The organism is Bacillus sp. CH_70, assembly GCF_038007045.1.
GTDB lineage: Bacteria > Bacillota > Bacilli > Bacillales > Bacillaceae_G > Bacillus_A > Bacillus_A cereus.
Genome location: NZ_JBBOWL010000001.1, coordinates 3,427,100 through 3,447,209, shown reverse-complemented (window position 1 = coordinate 3,447,209; position 20,110 = coordinate 3,427,100). Strand labels below are relative to the sequence as shown.

Below are 20,110 nucleotides of genomic sequence, written 5' to 3'. Positions count from 1 at the left end.
TCGTAAGGTATTGAAAAGTTTGTCTACATTTTATATTCAGACAACTTAGTCACGTTTAACAGGGGGGAAATATAATGGTCAAACATAATCCATTTGAATCACGTGCAACTTTTGAAGTAGATGGAAAAACGTATCATTATTATGATTTGAAAGCGCTTGAAAATGCAGGGGTTGGCAACGTATCTCAATTACCATATTCCGTGAAAGTTTTACTTGAATCAGTACTTCGTCAAGTAGACGGACGTGTAATCACAGAAGAGCATGTTACAAATTTAGCGAAATGGGGAACGAAAGATGTGCAAGATATCGATGTTCCATTTAAACCATCTCGTGTAATTTTACAAGATTTCACTGGTGTTCCAGCTGTTGTTGATTTGGCTTCGCTTCGTAAAGCAATGGCAGACATGGGTGGGGATCCTGACAAAATTAATCCTGAAATTACTGTAGACCTTGTAATTGACCACTCTGTACAGGTTGATAGAGCGGGTACGGCAGACGCGCTTGCATTCAACATGGACTTAGAGTTTAAACGTAATGAAGAACGTTATAAATTTTTAAGCTGGGCACAAAAATCATTTGATAACTACCGTGCAGTTCCACCAGCTACAGGCATTGTACACCAAGTAAACCTTGAATATTTAGCACCAGTTGTTCATGCTGTGAAAAATGCTGAAGGTGACTTAGTTGCATACCCAGATTCATTAGTTGGAACAGACTCACATACAACAATGATTAACGGTATCGGCGTTCTTGGATGGGGCGTTGGTGGTATTGAAGCAGAAGCAGGAATGCTTGGACAGCCTTCATACTTCCCAGTACCTGAAGTAATCGGTGTGAAATTAACTGGCACACTTCCAAGTGGTACTACAGCAACAGACGTTGCATTAAAAGTAACACAAGTATTACGTCAAAAAGGTGTAGTTGGTAAATTTGTTGAGTTCTTCGGTAATGGACTAAAGAGCATGCCTTTAGCTGACCGTGCAACAATTTCAAATATGGCACCAGAATACGGCGCAACTTGTGGATTCTTCCCAATCGATGATATTTCATTAGAATACTTACGTTTAACAGGTAGAGATGAAGAGCAAATTCGTATTGTTGAAGAATACTGTAAAGCGAACGGTTTATTCTATACAGCAGACAGTAAAGATCCAATCTACACTGATCTGGTTGAAATTGATTTAAATACAATTGAATCTAACCTTTCTGGACCGAAACGCCCACAAGATTTAATTCCACTTTCAGATATGAAAGATGCGTTCCACAAAGCTGTTGTAGCACCAGTTGGAACACAAGGACTTGGATTTAATGAGCAAGAGTTCGATAAAGAAGTGAAGGTTACATTAGAAGATAAAGAAGTAACGATGAAAACAGGTGCAATTGCAATCGCTGCAATTACAAGCTGTACAAATACATCAAACCCATATGTATTAATTGGGGCAGGTCTAGTTGCGAAGAAAGCAATTGAAAAAGGACTTGTAGTACCTGAGTACGTAAAAACATCATTAGCACCAGGATCTAAAGTTGTTACAGAGTACTTAGATAAGTCTGGTTTAACAACATATTTAGATCAATTAGGTTTCCAAACAGTTGGTTACGGCTGTACGACTTGTATCGGTAACTCTGGTCCATTAGCGCCAGAATTAGAAGAAGCAATCGCAGCAAACGACTTATTAGTAACATCTGTTTTATCTGGTAACCGTAACTTTGAAGGTCGTATTCATCCACTTGTAAAAGCAAACTACTTAGCATCACCACCACTTGTTGTGGCATATGCACTTGCAGGTACTGTTGATATTGACCTGAAAAATGATGAAATCGGTAAAGATGCAAATGGCAATGCTGTTTACTTCAACGATATTTGGCCATCAGCTAAAGAAATTGAAGATGTAGTTCAAAGCGTTGTTACATCTGAACTATTCAAGAAAGAATATGCACAAGTATTTAATAGCAATGAGCGTTGGAATGAAATCCAAACTTCAAACGAAGCTTTATATACTTGGGATAATGATTCAACATACATTCAAAACCCACCATTCTTTGAAGGGTTATCTAAAGAGCCAGGTGAAGTTGAAACGTTATCAGGTTTACGCATAGTTGGTAAATTTGGTGATTCTGTAACGACAGACCACATTTCACCAGCAGGTTCAATTGGTAAGCACACACCAGCTGGACGCTACTTATTAGAAAACGGCGTACAACCAGTTGACTTTAACTCTTACGGTTCTCGTCGTGGTAACCATGAAGTTATGATGCGTGGTACATTTGCAAACATCCGTATTAAAAACCAAATCGCACCAGGAACAGAGGGCGGATATACAACATATTGGCCAACTGGTGAAGTAACATCAATCTATGATGCTGCTATGAAATATAAAGAAGATGGAACAGGTCTTCTAGTTGTTGCTGGTAAAGATTACGGTATGGGAAGTTCACGTGACTGGGCTGCGAAAGGTACTAACTTATTAGGTATTAAAGCAGTAATCGCAGAAAGCTTCGAACGTATTCACCGCAGTAACTTAGTGTTAATGGGTGTATTACCACTTCAATTTAAAGATGGCGAAAGTGCTGAAACATTAGGCCTTGTTGGTAACGAGTCATTTGAAATTCAAATCGACAAATCAGTTAGACCACGCGATCTTGTAAAAGTAGTTGCAACTGATTTAGATGGCAACGAAAAACAATTTGAAGTAGTAGCTCGTTTCGATAGTGAAGTAGAAATTGACTACTACCGTCACGGTGGTATTCTGCAAATGGTTCTTCGTGAGAAAATCGAAGAGTCAAAAGTGTCGAACTAAATAATTGAAATGAAAAATAAGGAAGCTAACAATAGTTAGCTTCCTTATTTTATGGAAAGGGATGAAACCATATGGTTTCATCCCTTTCTTTTTACTACGAAAAGTGGAGGGAACGTCATGAAAGAATATAAAAGAATATTGTTGCCGTTACGAAAAGAGAAAATATTAGTAATGGCATCTGTATGTAGTGGGATAATTGCTGCCATTTTAAATTTATCACGCCCAATTTTCATGGGATTAATTGTAGACAATCTTATTCAAAGGGAGCTAAAAGGTGCGTATTTATATATAGCTTTGTTTGCGGGTATTCGCTTTTTAATGTGGACGAACAATCTTTTATTTGATTATATAAGCTCAAAAGCCAGTCAACGTATATTACAAACGAAACGTATAGAATTATTGCGTCACTATTTCTCATTATCGTTTGAAGAGAGTGAGAAGATTAAGCAAGGGGAGTTAGAAACTTTGGTCGTATCTGATATTCCGAACTGGGTCAGATTATATGGCTCTATATTAATAGAGTATATACACGCTATTGCCCAATTTATTGGAGCTTTCATAGCACTACAACATATAGATTTGCAGTTTATATTGTGGGTAACTCCGTTTTTATTTTTAAGTGCAATTGTTCCAATACTGATGGGAGGAAAGGTAAGGGATATTGCAAGCATTGCTCAAAAAAATCAATCGAGTGTTGTAGAGATGGTGTCACAGTTTGTAAAGGGTATACAAGATTTACGTAGTTTACAAAAAGAAAAATGGGCCATTCGCTTATTTAAAGGAGTAACGGCACAATCTTATAAATCGGAAGTAAAGAAGACGATGATGCAACATTGCATTGGAGTAGTTGAAACAGTGATTGAAACAGGAGCATATATCGTTGTTCTCATTGTAGGTGCACAAAAAATAATGAAAGGGGAAATGGAAGTTGGTTCACTTGTTGCAGTGTTAGCTACAATTGAAATGCTCTTTTTCCCAGTCCGTTACGTGGGCGATTTATTAATGACGACACAAGTTGCAGTCGCTTCGGCAAATAGAGTTTTTTCCTTTTTAGATAAAAGAGTGGCAGATAGTAATGTAGAAAGAGCGATGGGGATGATAATAACAAATGTTTCATTTCAGGAGAGTGAAGAAGAGAAATGTAGAATTAATAATATTGATTTGCAAATTAATCCTGGTGAATTCGTTATCATTGTCGGAGAAAGTGGTGCAGGAAAAACAACGCTTTTAAAATTAATGACAGGTTTGTATAAACCATCTAACGGTAGTGTTGTTTATTATGGTCAAAAGGCTCGAATGACTACAGTGTGGCAAGAACCACGTTTTTTCCGAACGACGGTAACAGAGAATATGTATTTCGGGGAAGAGGGTTTAGAAAATCAGTTAGAAAAAAATAGTGAACTTATAAATGCAACGCCGATTATTAGAGGGTTATCTGAAGGGAGTCAAACTGTGCTACATAAAAGCGGTGAAGAGTTTTCAGGAGGCGAAAGAAAACGTCTTGCATTATTACGAGCAATTGGTTCAAATCCGAATCTTATTATTTTAGATGAACCGACTGCGGGGTTAGATCCGAGTAATCAAGAAACTGTTTGGAATATGATTGAAGGACTAGGAAGAGATGTAACGAGAATTGTGGCAACACATGATGTAGAGAAAGTGATACTAGCGGATCGTGTTGTCATAATGAGAGAAGGAAGTATTATTGCATGTGGAAGTCCTGAAGAATTAATAAATAGTCATTCATTTTGAAAGAGATGTGAATAAAGATAAGAGCAGTGACCTTATCTTTATTCAACATCATTTATTTGATATTGGATAGATTCTGAATGATTTAGATCTACGTTAAAAGTAGCAGTCATAAGGAAAGTTGTAATTCCAAGGATTAAGAAAAGGACGAATGAGACTAGAGAGATGTAAAGACAAATACGCCCTACGTTCTTTTTTTCAAGATCGTTACTAAAGAGTGAAATGATCCATGTAATAATACCGATTGGGTATAAAAGAAAACTAAGAATATATAATGTTATTTTTTCGAATGAATTCATAAAAAATCCCCCTTTTGTTGAAGTTTATATAAGTACGAAAGTAAAAAGGTGAATGGGCCCATAAGAAGATAAACAACACTTCATCTGTTTTTCTAATTATATGATAAAAAGGAAAAAATTACACTTCGAATAAGAATATTCTAATTATTTCGACTCTGAATATTTCCAAGCTTGTCCGTATAAGCTAAAATAAGGTATATAGTATTTTGATGAATGTGTTAAAAGAAGATAATACGTTAGGGTGATATAAAATGTGGCGGAAGCTTACGATTATTGTAGTGTTACTTTGTTTAGCAGGATATGCAGCTTATGAACAGTTTGGTAAAAAAGAGCAGGTGGTACAAGGGGAGCAAGAACAAAGTGAAGCTGCTATGAAAGAGATGATTGCAAGTAATGGTATTGAAATAGGGAAGAGTGCGCCAGACTTCGAATTAACGAAGTTAGATGGAACGAATGTAAAGCTATCAGATTTAAAAGGAAAGAAAGTGATTTTAAACTTTTGGGCAACGTGGTGTGGACCTTGCCAACAAGAAATGCCGGATATGGAGGCTTTCTATAAAGAACATAAAGAAAACGTAGAAATTTTAGCAATCAACTATACGCCTTCAGAAAAAGGTGGGGGGGAAGAAAAGGTAAGCAATTTTGTTAAAGAAAAAGGAATTACTTTTCCTATTTTATTGGACAAGAACATTGATGTGACAACAGCTTATAAAGTAATTACGATTCCAACTTCGTATTTTATAGATACAAAAGGTGTCATTCAAGATAAGTTTATTGGGCCGATGACGCAAAAAGAGATGGAGAAAAGGGTTGCTAAATTAAAATAATGGTGAAAAGGTAGAGGTGGAGAGTTCCCATTTCTGCCTTTTCTTTTTCAAGTAGTAATAACTTCATGATATGATGTAAGAAATATAAACGTTTAGAGATAAAGGAGTGTATGGAGTGGGGAATGTATCCTTACCGTTAGATTATGTTGTAATTGATTTTGAAACAACAGGATTTAACCCCTATAATGATAAAATTATTCAAGTTGCAGCGGTGAAATATCGTAATCATGAACTAGTAGATCAATTTGTTTCCTATGTGAATCCAGAACGTCCAATTCCGGACCGAATAACGAGTTTAACGGGTATTACTAATTATCGTGTTTCAGATGCGCCGACGATTGAAGAAGTGTTACCTTTATTTTTAGCATTTTTACATACAAATGTTATTGTCGCCCATAACGCTTCTTTTGATATGCGCTTTTTGAAAAGTAATGTAAATATGCTTGGGCTGCCCGAACCTACAAATAAAGTAATTGATACTGTATTTTTAGCAAAGAAATACATGAAGCATGCGCCTAATCATAAACTTGAAACGTTAAAAAGAATGCTTGGAATTCGTTTAAGCTCCCATAATGCATTTGACGATTGTATTACATGTGCTGCTGTTTATCAAAAGTGTGCAGCTATTGAAGAAGAAGGACAGAGAAAAGTAAATAAGGTCTTACTCGATGAAACCGTAGTATACGAAGCGGTGAAAGAAATGCTTGAACGTAATAAACGTAATGTAAAATGGCTACGTTGTATGCATGTAGGAAGTTATTTAGATATAAAAGCTTTTTATCCAGTTATGAGATTAAAGGTAAAAGGGCGAAAGAAATATGTATTAACAGAGATATTAGAAGATGATGTGAAAGAAATATGTACAAGCTTAACATGTGAACCAGCGTTAAATAGTGAAGCTGGTAATACGAGAATTATGCTGAATAGCTTAGAGGATGTTATGAAATTAGAAAGTTATATTTTAGAACAGTATGATTTTGTATTACAGGCGCTTCATGATTATAAAGAAAATGAAATGAATGCAGATGAAAAGTTGAAAGAGTATTTAAACGTTATGGTATAAAAACTCCGTGTGCAATATATTGTACACGGAGTTTTTTTAGGAGTACTAAAACATAAAATTTTCTTACAAATCTGATTAAAGAGTTTTTCGTTTGCTCATACTATGTAATAAGAAAGCGAAGGAGAGAGGGTGAACAACATGAGAAGAAGTCGCCGTAAATCGTTTGAAGAACTTGTAAATGAAAATAAACAACAATTATTAAGCGATCGTGATGCAATTGAGCGCATTGAAGAGCGCATTGAAAAACGTTATGAAATGAAACTTTTTAAGCAAGCTGAATAATTCTTAACACTAGTACGATACTAGTGTTAAGGAGGCGATAGTAATGGGTAATCCGAAAAAAAATTCAAAAGACTTTGCACCAAATCATATTGGAACTCAATCGAAAAAAGCTGGTGGAAATAAAGGAAAGCAAATGCAAGATCAAACAGGTAAACAACCGATTGTTGATAACGGTTAAAAAGGAGAATGTTATCATTCTTCTTTTTTGTGAGGAAATGAAAGATGAGTTTTTAGCAGTAATATGAAAAAAGGGCTGACTTTTGTCAGCCCTTTTTCGTAATCGTGAAATTTTCAACGAGTAAACGCCAATTTTGCGGGAATGGTAAACCGATTTTCCAGTAACTAATACCACCTATACCTTGTTCTTTCATTAAATTGAATTTACTTTGAACAGACCGTGAATCTTCAAACCAAACTTCGTGTTGCACGCCGTTTTCATCAAAATAATTAAAATGAGGAGCTTGGGCTGTGAAATCATAACGAATAGGAACATTATATTTACGAGCTAGTGCAACAGCTGCGACAGAGCTAATTGCTTTTGCGGGTGGATTTCCTTGTTTAAATGGAAGCTTCCAATCAAACCCGTATAAATTTTGCCCCATCATAATTTTTTGTGGAGGCATTTGAGATTTTGCATATTGAAGTACTTCTTTCACTGGACCGATAGGAGAAATCGCCATCGGTGGACCGCCTTGCCATCCCCAGTCATATGTCATAATGACGACGAAATCAACAATTTGCCCTTGCGCTTTATAATCGTGAGCTTCGAAAAATTTTCCCTTTTGATTTGAACTTGTTTTCGGTACGAGAGTTGTGCTCAATGTGTACCCGCTAGGTAAGCGTGTTTTTACATTTCGTAAAAAGCGATTATACGCCTCGCGGTCTTCAGGTGCTACACTCTCGAAATCGAAATGAATGTCTCGCATGCCATATTTTTCAGCTGTTTGCAAAATGTTAGTAATAAATTTGTTTTGAATCGTTGCGTCGCGTAAAATAACTGATGTTAGATCGGCACTGAAATTACCATTTTCAATATTTGTAATAACGAGCATAGGGATTGTTTTACCTTGCGTTGCGATATTAGCGATTTTAGCTGTTTCAGTAGGTTCTTTTAATGTGCCATCTCTTTTTGCCTCAAAACTAAAATAAGCTAAGTATGTTAAGAATGGATTGATGGCACGTGTAGCATTAACTAAACTCTCTTTAATCGGTATAGTTGAAGGTTGTAAATAAGCGATGGATTCTACAGCTCGTTTTGTACCTTTTGGTACGTATAATTGTTGTCCGACATGGAGAATAGATTTTAAAGATAAATTATTCACTTTAGCTAAACTAGCGAGGGGGACATTATATGTTTGAGAAATTCGATATAGGCTGTCACCAGGCTGTACATAATAATTATTCCCTTTCGTATTAACGATAAGTGCCTGACCAACAACGAGTGTTTCAGCTGGATTTAATCCATTGTCTTTTACTATTTCGTCAGGTGTTGATCCATATTTTGATGCCAAGCTATATACGCTATCACCACTGCGAACAGTTACAATTTGAATCATATGCTGGCTCCTTTCGGGAAAAGATTCACTATTTTTATTTTATTTTTGATGTCACTGTATTATGATTAAATGTATGCAAGGTAGCAGAAGTGAAAGAAGGCGAATACATATGTTTGTAGCAGAACATGAAGTTGAAATCCGTTATGCGGAAACAGATCAAATGGGTGTTGTTTACCATTCAAACTACTTAGTGTGGCTTGAGTTAGGTCGCACGAAACTTATACAAGATTTAGGTTTTTCATATGTTGAAATGGAGAAAGAAGGAATTATTTCTCCTGTGTTAGATTTACAAATTTCATACCGTAAAGCGATGCGTTACGGAGAAAAAGCAATCGTAAAAACATGGGTAGATACTGTGAGCCCACTTCGCGTTGTATATGGATATGAAATATATAATGGTGATGGTGAACTTTGTATTACTGCAAGTACAACGAATATTTGTGCGAAAAAAGAAGGGTTCCGCCCTGTATCATTTAAAAAGTTATATCCTGAGTGGTATGCGAAATATGAGGAAATTAAGAAAAAATAAAAAAGCGTGGCAGAAGCCACGTTTTTTTATTTTTCATAATTAAATTGTGGGAAGTCGTCACCTTCGTTAAGTGTAACAGATAAATTATGTCCATCGAAGAACCATTCATCATCGCCTTCAATAAAGAAGTTAATACCTTCTTCTTGAATTTGAACAGCAGGATGTGCAGGATCATCTTTACGAATACCTAAAGAAAGTCCTTTTTGCACAGTACTACAACCACCGTATTGTACGAAAAAGCGTAGTGTTTCATTTGATTGTAAGTTTAATTCATTTTTATACCATTGTGCTGCTTCTTTTGTTACGGAAAGATTCATGTATAGTTCCTCCAAATTATGTTGCTTTTCTTTAGTATAAAAAATAACGCAAAAAGACGCTATTAATATGCTTCACGTTTTCTTTTTGCGTTATGTGGGTTACGATCTTATTTTTGCTTTTTTGAAAAGTTTGCTTTTGGTTCAGTTTTATTTATAATTCGTCCGATATTTGCACGGTGTTTATAAATAACCATACCTGCTAATAAACACATCGCAATAATGAAGATTTTATCCCCGCTAACAATGGATGCAATAACAGCAACAACTGCTGTTACCATAGAAGAAAGTGATACGTATCTTGTTGTAAATAAAAGGGTGAAAAATACAACAGCCAATATTGCAAAAACAACTGGTGAATAGCATAATAGCACCCCAGCAGAAGTTGCAACTGCTTTACCACCACGGAATTTCGCGAAGATCGGGTAGACATGTCCAAGAACAGCCGCTAACCCGAACCATAGTGGGTGAATATCTAATCCGAAAATCATTGGTAGACTTGTTGCTAATGTCCCTTTTAAAATGTCAGCAATTGTAACGGTAAAACCTGCTTTTTTCCCTAATGTACGGAATGTGTTTGTTCCGCCTAGATTACCGCTCCCGTGCTCACGAATATCGATTCCGTAGCCAATTTTTCCAACAACTAGTGCAAATGGAATCGAGCCAAGCAAGTAGGCAACGATAAATAAAAGATATGTAGTAACCATAAGTTCAGTCTCCTTTATTCAAATGTGTTGATAAAGGGTAAAAAGAGTTTTTCCCGTATATTGTACCATACATTTGTAAAGAGCACATTTCTTTTTTGTAAATGAAAAATTCATTATTTCGTGAAAAAAATTTCACAGTAATGTTACATTTCTCACAGAAACAGCAAGACTATATGTAGTAACATTTTAATCAAAAGACAACAACATATTGGTGGAGGGTTATAAATGTTACAAAATAATACACGTGGAGAAGAATTAATGAAAGTGTTCGAGACGATAGTCCACGGCAATGAACAAGATTTAATGCAAGAAAATGCAAATGTAGACGGCCGCTCTCCAATGGGTGTAATGGGAACGTTCGCATCTGAGAGTGCAAAATATTATGCTGTTGAGAATTTATTGTCAGATCAAGTGAAAAAAGCGATAAATGAAAATATATTATATCCACATGATTTAGATTTTTATGCGACAGGAACGACGACTTGTTCGCAAATTCCGTTAGCGCAAATGCTTGCTAACGGTTTTCATACTGGACATGGACATATGAGACAGCCACAAGACATTAAAAGTGCATTGGCTCTTTCGTCTATTATTTTTCAAGCGAATCAAAATATGCAGCATGGCGGTCAATCGTTTGCACTCTTTGATATTGATTTAGCACCTTATGTACGAAAAACAATTGAGAGACATAAAAAACGATTACAATCATATCCGCTTACGAAAGAACAAATAGAAGAATTCGCGTGGAAAGAAACGGAAAATGATACGTATCAAGCGTGTGAGGCTTTCGTTCATAATTCGAATAGTATGCATAGTAGGGGCGGAGGACAAGTACCGTTTATTTCTATTAATTACGGAACAGATACATCAAAAGAAGGAAGAATGTTAATTAAACAACTATTAAAAGCGACACAAGCTGGACTTGGTAAAGGAGAGACACCAATTTTTCCGATTCAAATTTTCAAGATGAAAAAAGGTGTGAATTTTGAAGAAAGTGATCCGAATTACGATTTATTTGAATTAGCATTAGAGACAACTGCAGAGCGATTATTCCCTAACTTTTCATTTTTAGATGCTCCGTTTAATGCAGTGCATTATGATGGAAGACCAGAAAGTGAAGTATGTTACATGGGATGTCGTACCCGTGTTATGTCTAATATACATGGAGAAGAAACAGCGATTGGTAGAGGGAATTTATCATTTACGTCTATCAATTTAGTGAAATTAGCGTTAATTAGTGGTTCAAAAGAAGCATTTTTTGAAGCGCTAAACTACTATTTAGATTTAGGAATTAAGCAGTTATTAGAAAGATTTGCGTATCAATGTACGAAGCGAGCAAGAGATTTTCAGTTTTTATATTCACAAGGTGTATGGCGTGGTGGAGAAGCATTGCAGCCTGAAGACTCCGTAGCTTCGATTTTAAAACAAGGGACGTTAAGTGTTGGTTTTATCGGTCTTGCGGAATGTTTAGTAGCTTTAACAGGAAAGCATCATGGGGAAGATGAAGAATCATGGAAACTTGGGTACGAAATTATTTCCTTTATGAGAGATAGAATGGATAAAGCGACAGAAGAACATCAACTGAATTTCTCGATAATTGCAACTCCAGCAGAAGGATTATCAGGAAAGTTTGTGAAAAAAGATAGAGAAGAATTTGGCGAGATTAGCGGTATAACGAACCATAATTACTATACGAATTCATTCCATATTCCAGTTTATTATAACATTCAAGCGATAAATAAAATCCGTTTAGAAGGCCCGTTCCATGCTCTCTGTAATGGAGGACACATTACGTATATTGAACTGGACGGAGCAGCGATGCATAACAAAAAGGCATTAAAACAAATTGTACAAGCCATGGCAGAACATGGCGTTGGATACGGTTCAATTAATCATCCTGTTGACCGTTGTAAGTGCTGTAGTTATCACGGGGTTATTGGAAATGAATGTCCAAGTTGCGGGAATGAAGATGAGGCTAATATAGAAAGAATTCGCCGTATAACAGGCTATCTTGTAGGAGATATGTCGAAGTGGAATAGTGCGAAACGTAGTGAAGAGATAGATCGGGTGAAACATAAATGAAAGTGATGAATATTATTCATGATAGTGTAGTAGATGGAGAAGGATTGCGGACAGTCGTGTTTTTTGCGGGCTGTCCGCATCGTTGCGTTGGTTGCCACAATCCGAAATCGTGGAATATTTGCAACGGAACGGAAATGACAGTAGAAGAAATTGTGAAAGAGATTGCAAGTAATCCATTAACTGATGTAACATTTTCAGGTGGAGATCCATTTTTTCAAGCTGCTGAAGTGAAAAAGGTAGCAAAAATCGTGAAAGATTTGAAAAAAAACCTATGGATGTATACAGGTTATACGTTAGAAGAGATACAGAGTTCTCAAAATAATGATATGATAGAGTTGTTACATTATGGGGATGTTTTAGTCGATGGAAGGTTTGAAATTGAGAAAAAAGATTTAACACTTCCATTTCGCGGAAGCTCCAATCAACGTATTATTCGATTGAAAGAGTAAAAAGGCGGGATAGATTATATGAATAAAACAGTATTGCTTGTTGAAGATGAAAGAAGATTACGTGAAATTGTTAGTGATTATTTTCGTAATGAAGGCTTTGAAGTAATCGAAGCAGAAGATGGGAAAAAAGCGTTAGAGTTATTTGCAGAGCATGAAATTGATTTAATTATGTTAGATATTATGTTACCGGAAATAGATGGATGGTCTGTTTGTAGACGAATTAGAAAAGAATCAGCAGTACCAATTATTATGTTGACAGCGCGTTCGGATGAGGATGATACATTGCTAGGTTTCGAATTAGGTGCAGACGAGTATGTAACGAAACCATTTAGCCCGAAAGTATTAGTAGCTCGTGCAAAGACGTTATTGAAACGTGCGGATGGTGCGGTAGGAGTAGCGGAAGAAAATGCTATGTCTTTAGCTGGAATAGAAGTGAATCGTCTATCTAGAACTGTTTTAGTAGATGGAGAAGAAATTATATTGACACATAAAGAATTTGAACTTCTTGTGTATTTAATGGAGAACAAAGGAATTGTGTTATCACGTCAACATTTATTAGACCAGTTATGGGGATATGACTATTACGGTGATGACCGAACGGTTGATACCCATATTAAAAAACTTCGAAATAAGTTAGGAGATAAAGCGAAGCATATCGGTACTGTTATTCGAGTTGGTTATAAATTTGAAGAATAATCTAGAACGATTTGTGTAATTTAGCCTAGGAAAATGGCGATTTTATACTCTCTTTTGAAGGTAGAATGTACAAAAAATACTTTTCTTGTCTACAATGTTAGATAGGAGTATTTTTTTAATTGGATTTCACGATGAGTTCACAAGAAGGACACAAAACGTGACTATACTGAAAATACGAATTCACCAGAGAGGGGAAATAAAACATGGGATATTACGACGGACCAAATTTAAATGAAGAGCATAGTGAAACGAGAGAAGTGAGAAAATCAGGTAGTAAAAAAGGCTATTTCTTCACAGGTTTAGTGGGAGCTGTAGTCGGAGCGGTTTCGATTAGTTTTGCAGCACCATATATGCCATGGGCTCAAAATAATGGAGCACCAGTATCATCATTTAGTTCGGATTCAAAAGTAGAAGGTACTGTAGTTCCTGTTGTAAATAAAGCGAAAAATGAAACTGATTTACCTGGTATGATTGAAGGAGCGAAAGACGTTGTTGTAGGTGTTATTAATATGCAGCAAAGTGTTGATCCATTTGCAATGCAACCGACAGGTCAAGAACAACAAGCTGGTTCAGGATCAGGTGTTATTTATAAAAAAGCAGGAAATAAAGCATATATTGTAACAAACAACCACGTAGTAGATGGTGCAAATAAACTTGCTGTAAAACTAAGTGATGGTAAAAAGGTAGATGCAAAGTTAGTAGGGAAAGATCCTTGGTTAGATTTAGCTGTTGTTGAAATTGACGGCTCTAATGTGAATAAAGTTGCAACTTTAGGTGACTCAAGTAAAATCCGTGCGGGTGAAAAAGCAATTGCAATCGGTAACCCACTAGGATTTGATGGAAGTGTAACGGAAGGCATTATTAGTAGTAAAGAACGTGAAATTCCAGTTGATATTGATGGCGATAAACGACCAGATTGGCAAGCACAAGTTATTCAAACAGATGCAGCGATTAACCCAGGTAATAGTGGTGGTGCATTATTTAACCAAAATGGTGAAATAATTGGGATTAATTCAAGTAAAATTGCACAGCAAGAAGTTGAAGGAATTGGATTTGCTATTCCAATTAATATCGCAAAGCCAGTTATTGAATCACTTGAAAAAGACGGAGTAGTAAAACGTCCAGCTCTTGGAGTAGGTGTCGTTTCGTTAGAAGATGTGCAAGCTTATGCAGTCAATCAATTGAAAGTACCGAAAGAAGTAACAAACGGTGTTGTATTAGGTAAAATTTACCCAATATCACCGGCAGAAAAAGCTGGTTTAGAGCAATATGATATTGTAGTAGCATTAGATGATCAAAAAGTAGAAAACTCACTTCAATTCCGTAAATATTTATATGAAAAGAAAAAAGTAGGCGAGAAAGTAGAAGTTACATTCTACCGTAACGGTCAAAAAATGACGAAATCGGCTACTTTAGCAGATAATTCAGCTACAAAGAATCAATAATCGAAATAAAAGAAAGTCTCTTTCATATTGAAAGAGACTTTCTTTATCGGCTATACTAAAGGAATAGGAGGGATTAATTATGACAATTGAAAACCCAACTCGTACGGAAATTGGTGAAGTGTTAAAGAGAAGCAAAACAATTGCGGTTGTTGGATTATCAGATAAGCCAGAACGTACATCGTATATGGTTTCAAAAGCAATGCAAGATGCTGGATACCGTATTATTCCAGTTAATCCAACAGTAGATGAGGTGCTTGGAGAAAAGGCAGTTTCTTCACTAAAGGATATTAAGGAACACGTTGACATAGTAAATGTATTTCGTCGCTCAGAGTTTTTAATTGATATTGCAAAAGAATTTGTAGAGATTGATGCAGATGTTTTTTGGGCACAATTAGGAGTACAAGATGAAGATACATATAAACTTTTAAAAGAAAAAGACTATACTGTAATAATGGATCGTTGTATTAAAGTAGAACATGCGATGACAAAATAGTATAGATTTAAAAGTAGAAAGATTGATTCAGCTCTCATTATAGATAAGTAGGGCCGATGAACGAGGTGTTCATCATGAGATTTTTTAAAGGCTGTTTTTGGGGATTGTTATTTGTAATCCCATTTTGGATCTTGATCATTTGGATCATAATAAAGGTTTGGAATGTGTAATCTTGGAATACATATCCATTTCTCGTTGACAAACGATTATTTTTCTGAAATAGTAGCCTAGAGGAATCCTTGTGAGAAAACAAGGATTTTTCTATTGAAGATGGTATATAAAAGAGATAAGATAACTTGCCAAAACTATAGTCGAGGCGTTATTCTATAATAGAAACATATGTTCTGATTTTGGATTAGGAAAGGGGCAAGGAGTTTGGCGAAGCATCAGTTCCAATATAATGAAGATGCGATTCAAGTGTTAGAAGGACTTGAAGCCGTTCGAAAACGCCCGGGTATGTATATCGGGAGTACGGATAGCCGTGGATTGCATCATTTAGTATATGAAATAGTAGATAACTCCGTTGACGAAGCGTTAGCGGGATTTGGCGACGAAATTTCAGTCGTAATACATAAAGATAATAGTATTAGCGTTATAGATAAAGGGCGAGGAATGCCTACGGGAATGCATAAACTTGGGAAACCTACACCTGAAGTTATTTTAACTGTACTTCATGCAGGTGGTAAGTTTGGTCAAGGTGGCTATAAAACGAGTGGTGGTTTACACGGTGTTGGGGCATCAGTTGTAAACGCTTTGTCAGAATGGTTAGTAGTAACAATTAAACGTGATGGTAACATTTATGAACAACGCTTTGAAAATGGTGGTGTTCCTGCAACGACGTTAGAGAAAATCGGGAAAACAAAAGAGTCTGGTACGACAATGCACTTCAAACCAGATACAACGATTTTCAGCACGACAAATTATAATTATGAAACATTATGTGAGAGATTACGTGAATCTGCATTCTTATTAAAAGGAATGAAAATCTCGATAAAAGACGAACGTAATGATTTAGAGGATGTATTTCATTATGAAACAGGAATTGAAGCTTTCGTTTCATATTTAAACGAAGAAAAAGATTCAATTCACCCGGTTGTATACTTCACTGGTGAACAAAACGGGATTGAAGCAGAACTAGCATTCCAGTTTAATGATGGTTACTCAGAAAATATTCTTTCGTTTGTAAATAACGTACGTACAAAAGATGGTGGAACACACGAAGCTGGATTTAAAACAGCAATGACGCGTGTGTTCAATGAGTATGCTCGTAAAGTTTCATTATTAAAAGAAAAAGATAAAAATTTAGAAGGTACAGATATTCGTGAAGGTGTAGCGGCTATCGTTTCTGTACGTGTACCAGAAGAAGTACTTCAGTTTGAAGGACAAACGAAAGGGAAACTTGGTACAAGTGAAGCTCGTTCTTCTATTGATGCCATTGTATCAGAGCATTTAGCTTACTTTTTAGAGGAAAACCCGGATGTAGCTACACTTCTTGTGAGAAAGGCAGTTAAAGCAGCGCAAGCACGTGAGGCTGCTCGTAAAGCGAGAGAAGAAGCACGTAGTGGTAAGAAGAAGAAAAAATCAGAAGGTACGTTAAGCGGGAAGTTAACACCTGCACAATCACGTAATCCTCAGAAAAACGAATTGTATTTAGTAGAGGGTGACTCTGCTGGTGGTTCAGCGAAACAAGGACGAGACCGTCGTTTCCAGGCCGTATTACCATTACGTGGTAAAGTAATTAATACAGAGAAAGCAAAGCTTGCTGATATCTTTAAAAATGAAGAGATTAATACAATCATTTATGCGATTGGCGGCGGTGTAGGAAATGAATTTGATGTTGAAGATATTAACTACGATAAAGTTGTAATTATGACCGATGCCGATACGGATGGAGCTCATATTCAAGTATTGTTATTAACGTTCTTCTACAGATATATGAAGCCACTTATCGAAGCGGGTAAAGTGTTTATCGCACTCCCTCCTTTATATAAAGTAAGTAAAGGAAAAGGTAAGAGTGAAGTAATTGAATACGCTTGGTCAGACGAGGAATTAGACGGTGTAACGAAAAAAGTTGGAAAAGGCTATATGTTACAACGTTATAAAGGGCTTGGTGAAATGAATGCGGATCAATTATGGGAAACAACAATGAATCCTGAAACGCGTACATTAATTCGCGTGAAAATTGATGATGCAGCAAGAGCAGAGCGTCGCGTTACAACATTAATGGGCGATAAAGTAGAACCGCGCCGTAAATGGATTGAACGTAATGTACAGTTTGGTATGCAAGAAGAAGGAAATATTTTAGAAAATGAAATGATTATGGAGACGGAGGTGGAATAACATGCAAGCAGAGAAGTTTCATGACCTCCCGCTTGAAGACGTGTTAGGTGATCGCTTTGCACGTTATAGTAAATATATTATTCAAGATCGTGCACTTCCAGATGCACGTGATGGCTTAAAGCCAGTACAAAGACGTATTTTATATTCTATGTATGTAGAAGGTAATGTACATGATAAAGCGTTTCGTAAATCAGCTAAAACAGTAGGTAATGTTATCGGTAATTATCATCCACATGGAGATTCCTCTGTATATGAAGCAATGGTACGCTTAAGCCAAACTTGGAAAGTACGTAATGTTTTAGTTGAAATGCATGGTAATAACGGTAGTGTTGATGGGGACCCAGCGGCAGCAATGCGTTATACGGAAGCTCGTTTATCACCAATCGCATCTGAATTATTACGTGATCTTGATAAAGAAACAGTTGAATTCGTGTCAAACTTTGATGATACGAGTGAAGAACCAGTTGTATTACCAGCAGCGTTCCCGAATTTATTAGTGAACGGATCTACAGGGATTTCCGCTGGTTATGCAACAGAAATTCCTCCGCATCATCTTGGAGAAGTTATTGATGCTACAATGATGCGTATTGATAAGCCAAATAGTACTGTTGATGATTTATTAACAGTTATGAAAGGACCAGATTTCCCAACAGGCGGTATTATTCAAGGGATTGATGGTATTAAAAAGGCGTATGAAACAGGTAAAGGTAAAATTATTATTCGCGGAAAAGCAGAAGTTGAAACAGTGCGCGGTGGGAAACAACAAATTGTAATCACTGAAATTCCTTACGAAGTGAATAAGGCAAACCTTGTAAAGAAAATGGATGAATTACGTCTAGATAAAAAGTTAGATGGTATTGCTGAAGTGCGTGATGAGACAGATCGTACTGGTTTACGAATTGTTGTTGAATTAAAGAAAGAAGCAAACGCCGAAGGTATTTTAAATTATTTATATAAAAATACAGATTTACAAATTCCATATAACTTTAATATGGTAGCGATTAATAATCGTCGTCCAACACTTATGACATTACCAAAAATTTTGGATGCTTATATTGGACATCAAAAAGAGGTTATTACGAGACGTTCGCAATATGAATTAAGAAAAGCAGAAAATCGTCAACATATTGTAGAAGGTTTAAAGAAAGCATTATCGATTTTAGATCAAGTAATCGAGACAATTCGAGCTTCAAAAGATAAACGTAATGCGAAAGATAATTTAAGTGCAAAATTTGGCTTTACAGAAGCACAGGCGGAAGCAATTGTTTCCTTGCAATTATATCGCTTAACGAATACAGACATTACGGCGTTACAAGAAGAAGCAGATGAGCTTAATAAGAAAATTCTAGAGCTACAGTCAATTTTACAAAGTGAAAAAAGATTACTTCAAGTCATTAAAACTGATTTGAAGAGAGTTAAGAAAACATATAGTGATGATCGCCGTGCTATTATTGAAGAACAAATTGAAGAAATTAAAATAGACGTAGAAGTGATGATTCCACAAGAAGATGTCATCGTTACTGTAACGAAAGAAGGATATGTGAAACGTACTGGATGGCGCTCACATAATGCATCAAACGGCAAAGACTTCGGTATGAAAGAGGGTGACATCTTACTTGAACGATTCGATACGAATACGACTGAAACAGTTCTTTTATTCACAAGTAAAGGGAACTATATATATCTTCCAGTATACGAAATGCCAGATATTCGTTGGAAAGATTTAGGTCAGCACGTTGCAAATATCGTTTCACTCGACCGAGATGAAACGATCATTTGGGCAACGGTTGTACCGAACTTTGAGGAAGAAAAACGATTTATCGTATTTGTAACACGAAATGGTATGATAAAGAAAACAGAATTAAATCAATATAAAGTTCAGCGTTATTCAAGGGCATTCGTTGCTGTAAACTTGAAAAAAGATGATGAAGTTGTCGATATATTTGCGACAGATGGAACGAGTGATATCGTTCTTGCTACACATGGTGCATATGCACTTATTTTCCATGAAGATGAAGTAAGTCCAGTCGGTGTAAGAGCTGCTGGTGTGAAAGCAATTAATTTAAAAGAAGATGACTATGTCGCTTCTGGTAAACCGTTAAATGGTGATAAAGATCAACTTATTCTCGTAACGCAGCGTGGTGCTGTAAAACGTCTAAAAGCATCAGAAATTGAAAAATCAACGAGGGCGAAGCGAGGTCTTGTTATTTTCAAAGAGTTAAAACGTAATCCGTACCGCATTGTCGGTATTGAAATTGTTCGGGACGATGAATTAGTTTACATGAAGACAGAGAAAAACATTGTAGAAGAGATTGATCCGAAAGCGTATCGAAATAAAGACCGGTATAGTAATGGTAGCCTAGTGCTAGATGTAAATGATACTGGTGAAGTAGTAGAAACGTGGACGAAGAAAAGACCAGAATAAAGAGGGCATCTTGCTATGAATAGTAGCAAGATGCTTTTTTCTAGGCAATTTATTAT

18 protein-coding genes are annotated in these 20,110 nt (G+C 36.2%); 14 read left to right on the top strand and 4 right to left on the bottom strand.

The genetic code is table 11. The features are described from left to right. The first annotated feature begins 74 nt into the window (after positions 1-74). Both acnA and N2V79_RS17360 read left to right on the top strand, forming a co-directional pair. Positions 75-2,798, top strand: coding sequence for an aconitate hydratase AcnA (acnA, locus tag N2V79_RS17365; protein ID WP_098127244.1), 2,724 nt, complete (start codon positions 75-77; stop codon positions 2,796-2,798). A 117-nt stretch (positions 2,799-2,915) separates the two neighbouring features. After that, positions 2,916-4,550: an ABC transporter ATP-binding protein gene (locus tag N2V79_RS17360; protein WP_340720105.1), complete on the top strand. Its 1,635-nt coding sequence runs from the start codon at positions 2,916-2,918 to the stop codon at positions 4,548-4,550. Between the two features lie 38 nt (positions 4,551-4,588). On the opposite strand, the gene N2V79_RS17355 is transcribed toward N2V79_RS17360, so the two are convergent. Next, the gene (locus N2V79_RS17355; RefSeq protein ID WP_340720104.1) at positions 4,589-4,846 is read right to left on the bottom strand and encodes a hypothetical protein; all 258 of its coding nucleotides are present in this window, start codon (positions 4,844-4,846) and stop codon (positions 4,589-4,591) included. A gap of 251 nt (positions 4,847-5,097) precedes the next feature. Here N2V79_RS17355 and N2V79_RS17350 point away from each other — a divergent pair, with 251 nt between their 5' ends. The 4 genes from N2V79_RS17350 to sspN all read left to right on the top strand — a co-directional run bounded on the left by N2V79_RS17350 (position 5,098) and on the right by sspN (position 7,196). After that, positions 5,098-5,673: a redoxin domain-containing protein gene (locus N2V79_RS17350; RefSeq protein ID WP_063246455.1), complete on the top strand. Its 576-nt coding sequence runs from the start codon at positions 5,098-5,100 to the stop codon at positions 5,671-5,673. Between the two features lie 115 nt (positions 5,674-5,788). Further along, positions 5,789-6,736: a 3'-5' exonuclease gene (locus tag N2V79_RS17345; protein ID WP_063246454.1), complete on the top strand. Its 948-nt coding sequence runs from the start codon at positions 5,789-5,791 to the stop codon at positions 6,734-6,736. 138 nt (positions 6,737-6,874) lie between these two features. Continuing rightward, complete coding sequence (locus tag N2V79_RS17340) at positions 6,875-7,018, top strand: FbpB family small basic protein (protein ID WP_042969030.1); 144 nt, start codon at positions 6,875-6,877, stop codon at positions 7,016-7,018. Positions 7,019-7,061: 43 nt separating this feature from the next. Beyond that, complete coding sequence (sspN, locus tag N2V79_RS17335) at positions 7,062-7,196, top strand: acid-soluble spore protein SspN (protein WP_000527987.1); 135 nt, start codon at positions 7,062-7,064, stop codon at positions 7,194-7,196. Between the two features lie 85 nt (positions 7,197-7,281). On the opposite strand, the gene N2V79_RS17330 is transcribed toward sspN, so the two are convergent. Next, a complete protein-coding gene (locus tag N2V79_RS17330) occupies positions 7,282-8,574 on the bottom strand; it encodes a glycosyl hydrolase family 18 protein (protein ID WP_000614855.1) in 1,293 nt (430 codons plus the stop codon). Between the two features lie 109 nt (positions 8,575-8,683). Here N2V79_RS17330 and N2V79_RS17325 point away from each other — a divergent pair, with 109 nt between their 5' ends. Then, a complete protein-coding gene (locus N2V79_RS17325; protein ID WP_000495812.1) occupies positions 8,684-9,103 on the top strand; it encodes an acyl-CoA thioesterase in 420 nt (139 codons plus the stop codon). Positions 9,104-9,129: 26 nt separating this feature from the next. Here the strand turns inward: N2V79_RS17325 and N2V79_RS17320 are convergent, their stop codons facing one another. Next, a complete protein-coding gene (locus tag N2V79_RS17320; RefSeq protein WP_001054453.1) occupies positions 9,130-9,420 on the bottom strand; it encodes a HesB/YadR/YfhF family protein in 291 nt (96 codons plus the stop codon). A gap of 107 nt (positions 9,421-9,527) precedes the next feature. Further along, positions 9,528-10,124 (bottom strand): glycerol-3-phosphate 1-O-acyltransferase PlsY, encoded by a 597-nt coding sequence (gene plsY, locus N2V79_RS17315; RefSeq protein WP_000258974.1) that lies wholly within the window; start codon positions 10,122-10,124, stop codon positions 9,528-9,530. Between the two features lie 225 nt (positions 10,125-10,349). On the opposite strand from plsY, the gene N2V79_RS17310 reads away from it, so the two are divergent. The 7 genes from N2V79_RS17310 to parC all read left to right on the top strand — a co-directional run bounded on the left by N2V79_RS17310 (position 10,350) and on the right by parC (position 20,054). After that, positions 10,350-12,206, top strand: a complete 1,857-nt coding sequence (locus N2V79_RS17310) for an anaerobic ribonucleoside triphosphate reductase (RefSeq protein WP_000940080.1) — start codon at positions 10,350-10,352, stop codon at positions 12,204-12,206. After that, positions 12,203-12,655 (top strand): anaerobic ribonucleoside-triphosphate reductase activating protein, encoded by a 453-nt coding sequence (gene nrdG / locus N2V79_RS17305; RefSeq protein WP_000867078.1) that lies wholly within the window; start codon positions 12,203-12,205, stop codon positions 12,653-12,655. The genes N2V79_RS17310 and nrdG overlap by 4 nt, the downstream gene beginning before the upstream one ends. An 18-nt stretch (positions 12,656-12,673) precedes the next feature. Beyond that, positions 12,674-13,351, top strand: a complete 678-nt coding sequence (locus tag N2V79_RS17300; RefSeq protein WP_001044679.1) for a response regulator transcription factor — start codon at positions 12,674-12,676, stop codon at positions 13,349-13,351. Positions 13,352-13,554: 203 nt separating this feature from the next. Beyond that, positions 13,555-14,796 (top strand): S1C family serine protease, encoded by a 1,242-nt coding sequence (locus N2V79_RS17295; RefSeq protein WP_000542643.1) that lies wholly within the window; start codon positions 13,555-13,557, stop codon positions 14,794-14,796. Between the two features lie 79 nt (positions 14,797-14,875). Beyond that, on the top strand, positions 14,876-15,289 hold the full coding sequence (locus N2V79_RS17290; RefSeq protein ID WP_340720103.1) for a CoA-binding protein: 414 nt from the start codon (positions 14,876-14,878) through the stop codon (positions 15,287-15,289). Between the two features lie 375 nt (positions 15,290-15,664). Further along, a complete protein-coding gene (gene parE / locus N2V79_RS17285; RefSeq protein WP_001062198.1) occupies positions 15,665-17,629 on the top strand; it encodes a DNA topoisomerase IV subunit B in 1,965 nt (654 codons plus the stop codon). A 1-nt stretch (position 17,630) separates the two neighbouring features. Continuing rightward, positions 17,631-20,054 (top strand): DNA topoisomerase IV subunit A, encoded by a 2,424-nt coding sequence (gene parC, locus N2V79_RS17280; RefSeq protein ID WP_001147467.1) that lies wholly within the window; start codon positions 17,631-17,633, stop codon positions 20,052-20,054. The last annotated feature ends 56 nt before the right edge of the window (positions 20,055-20,110 follow it).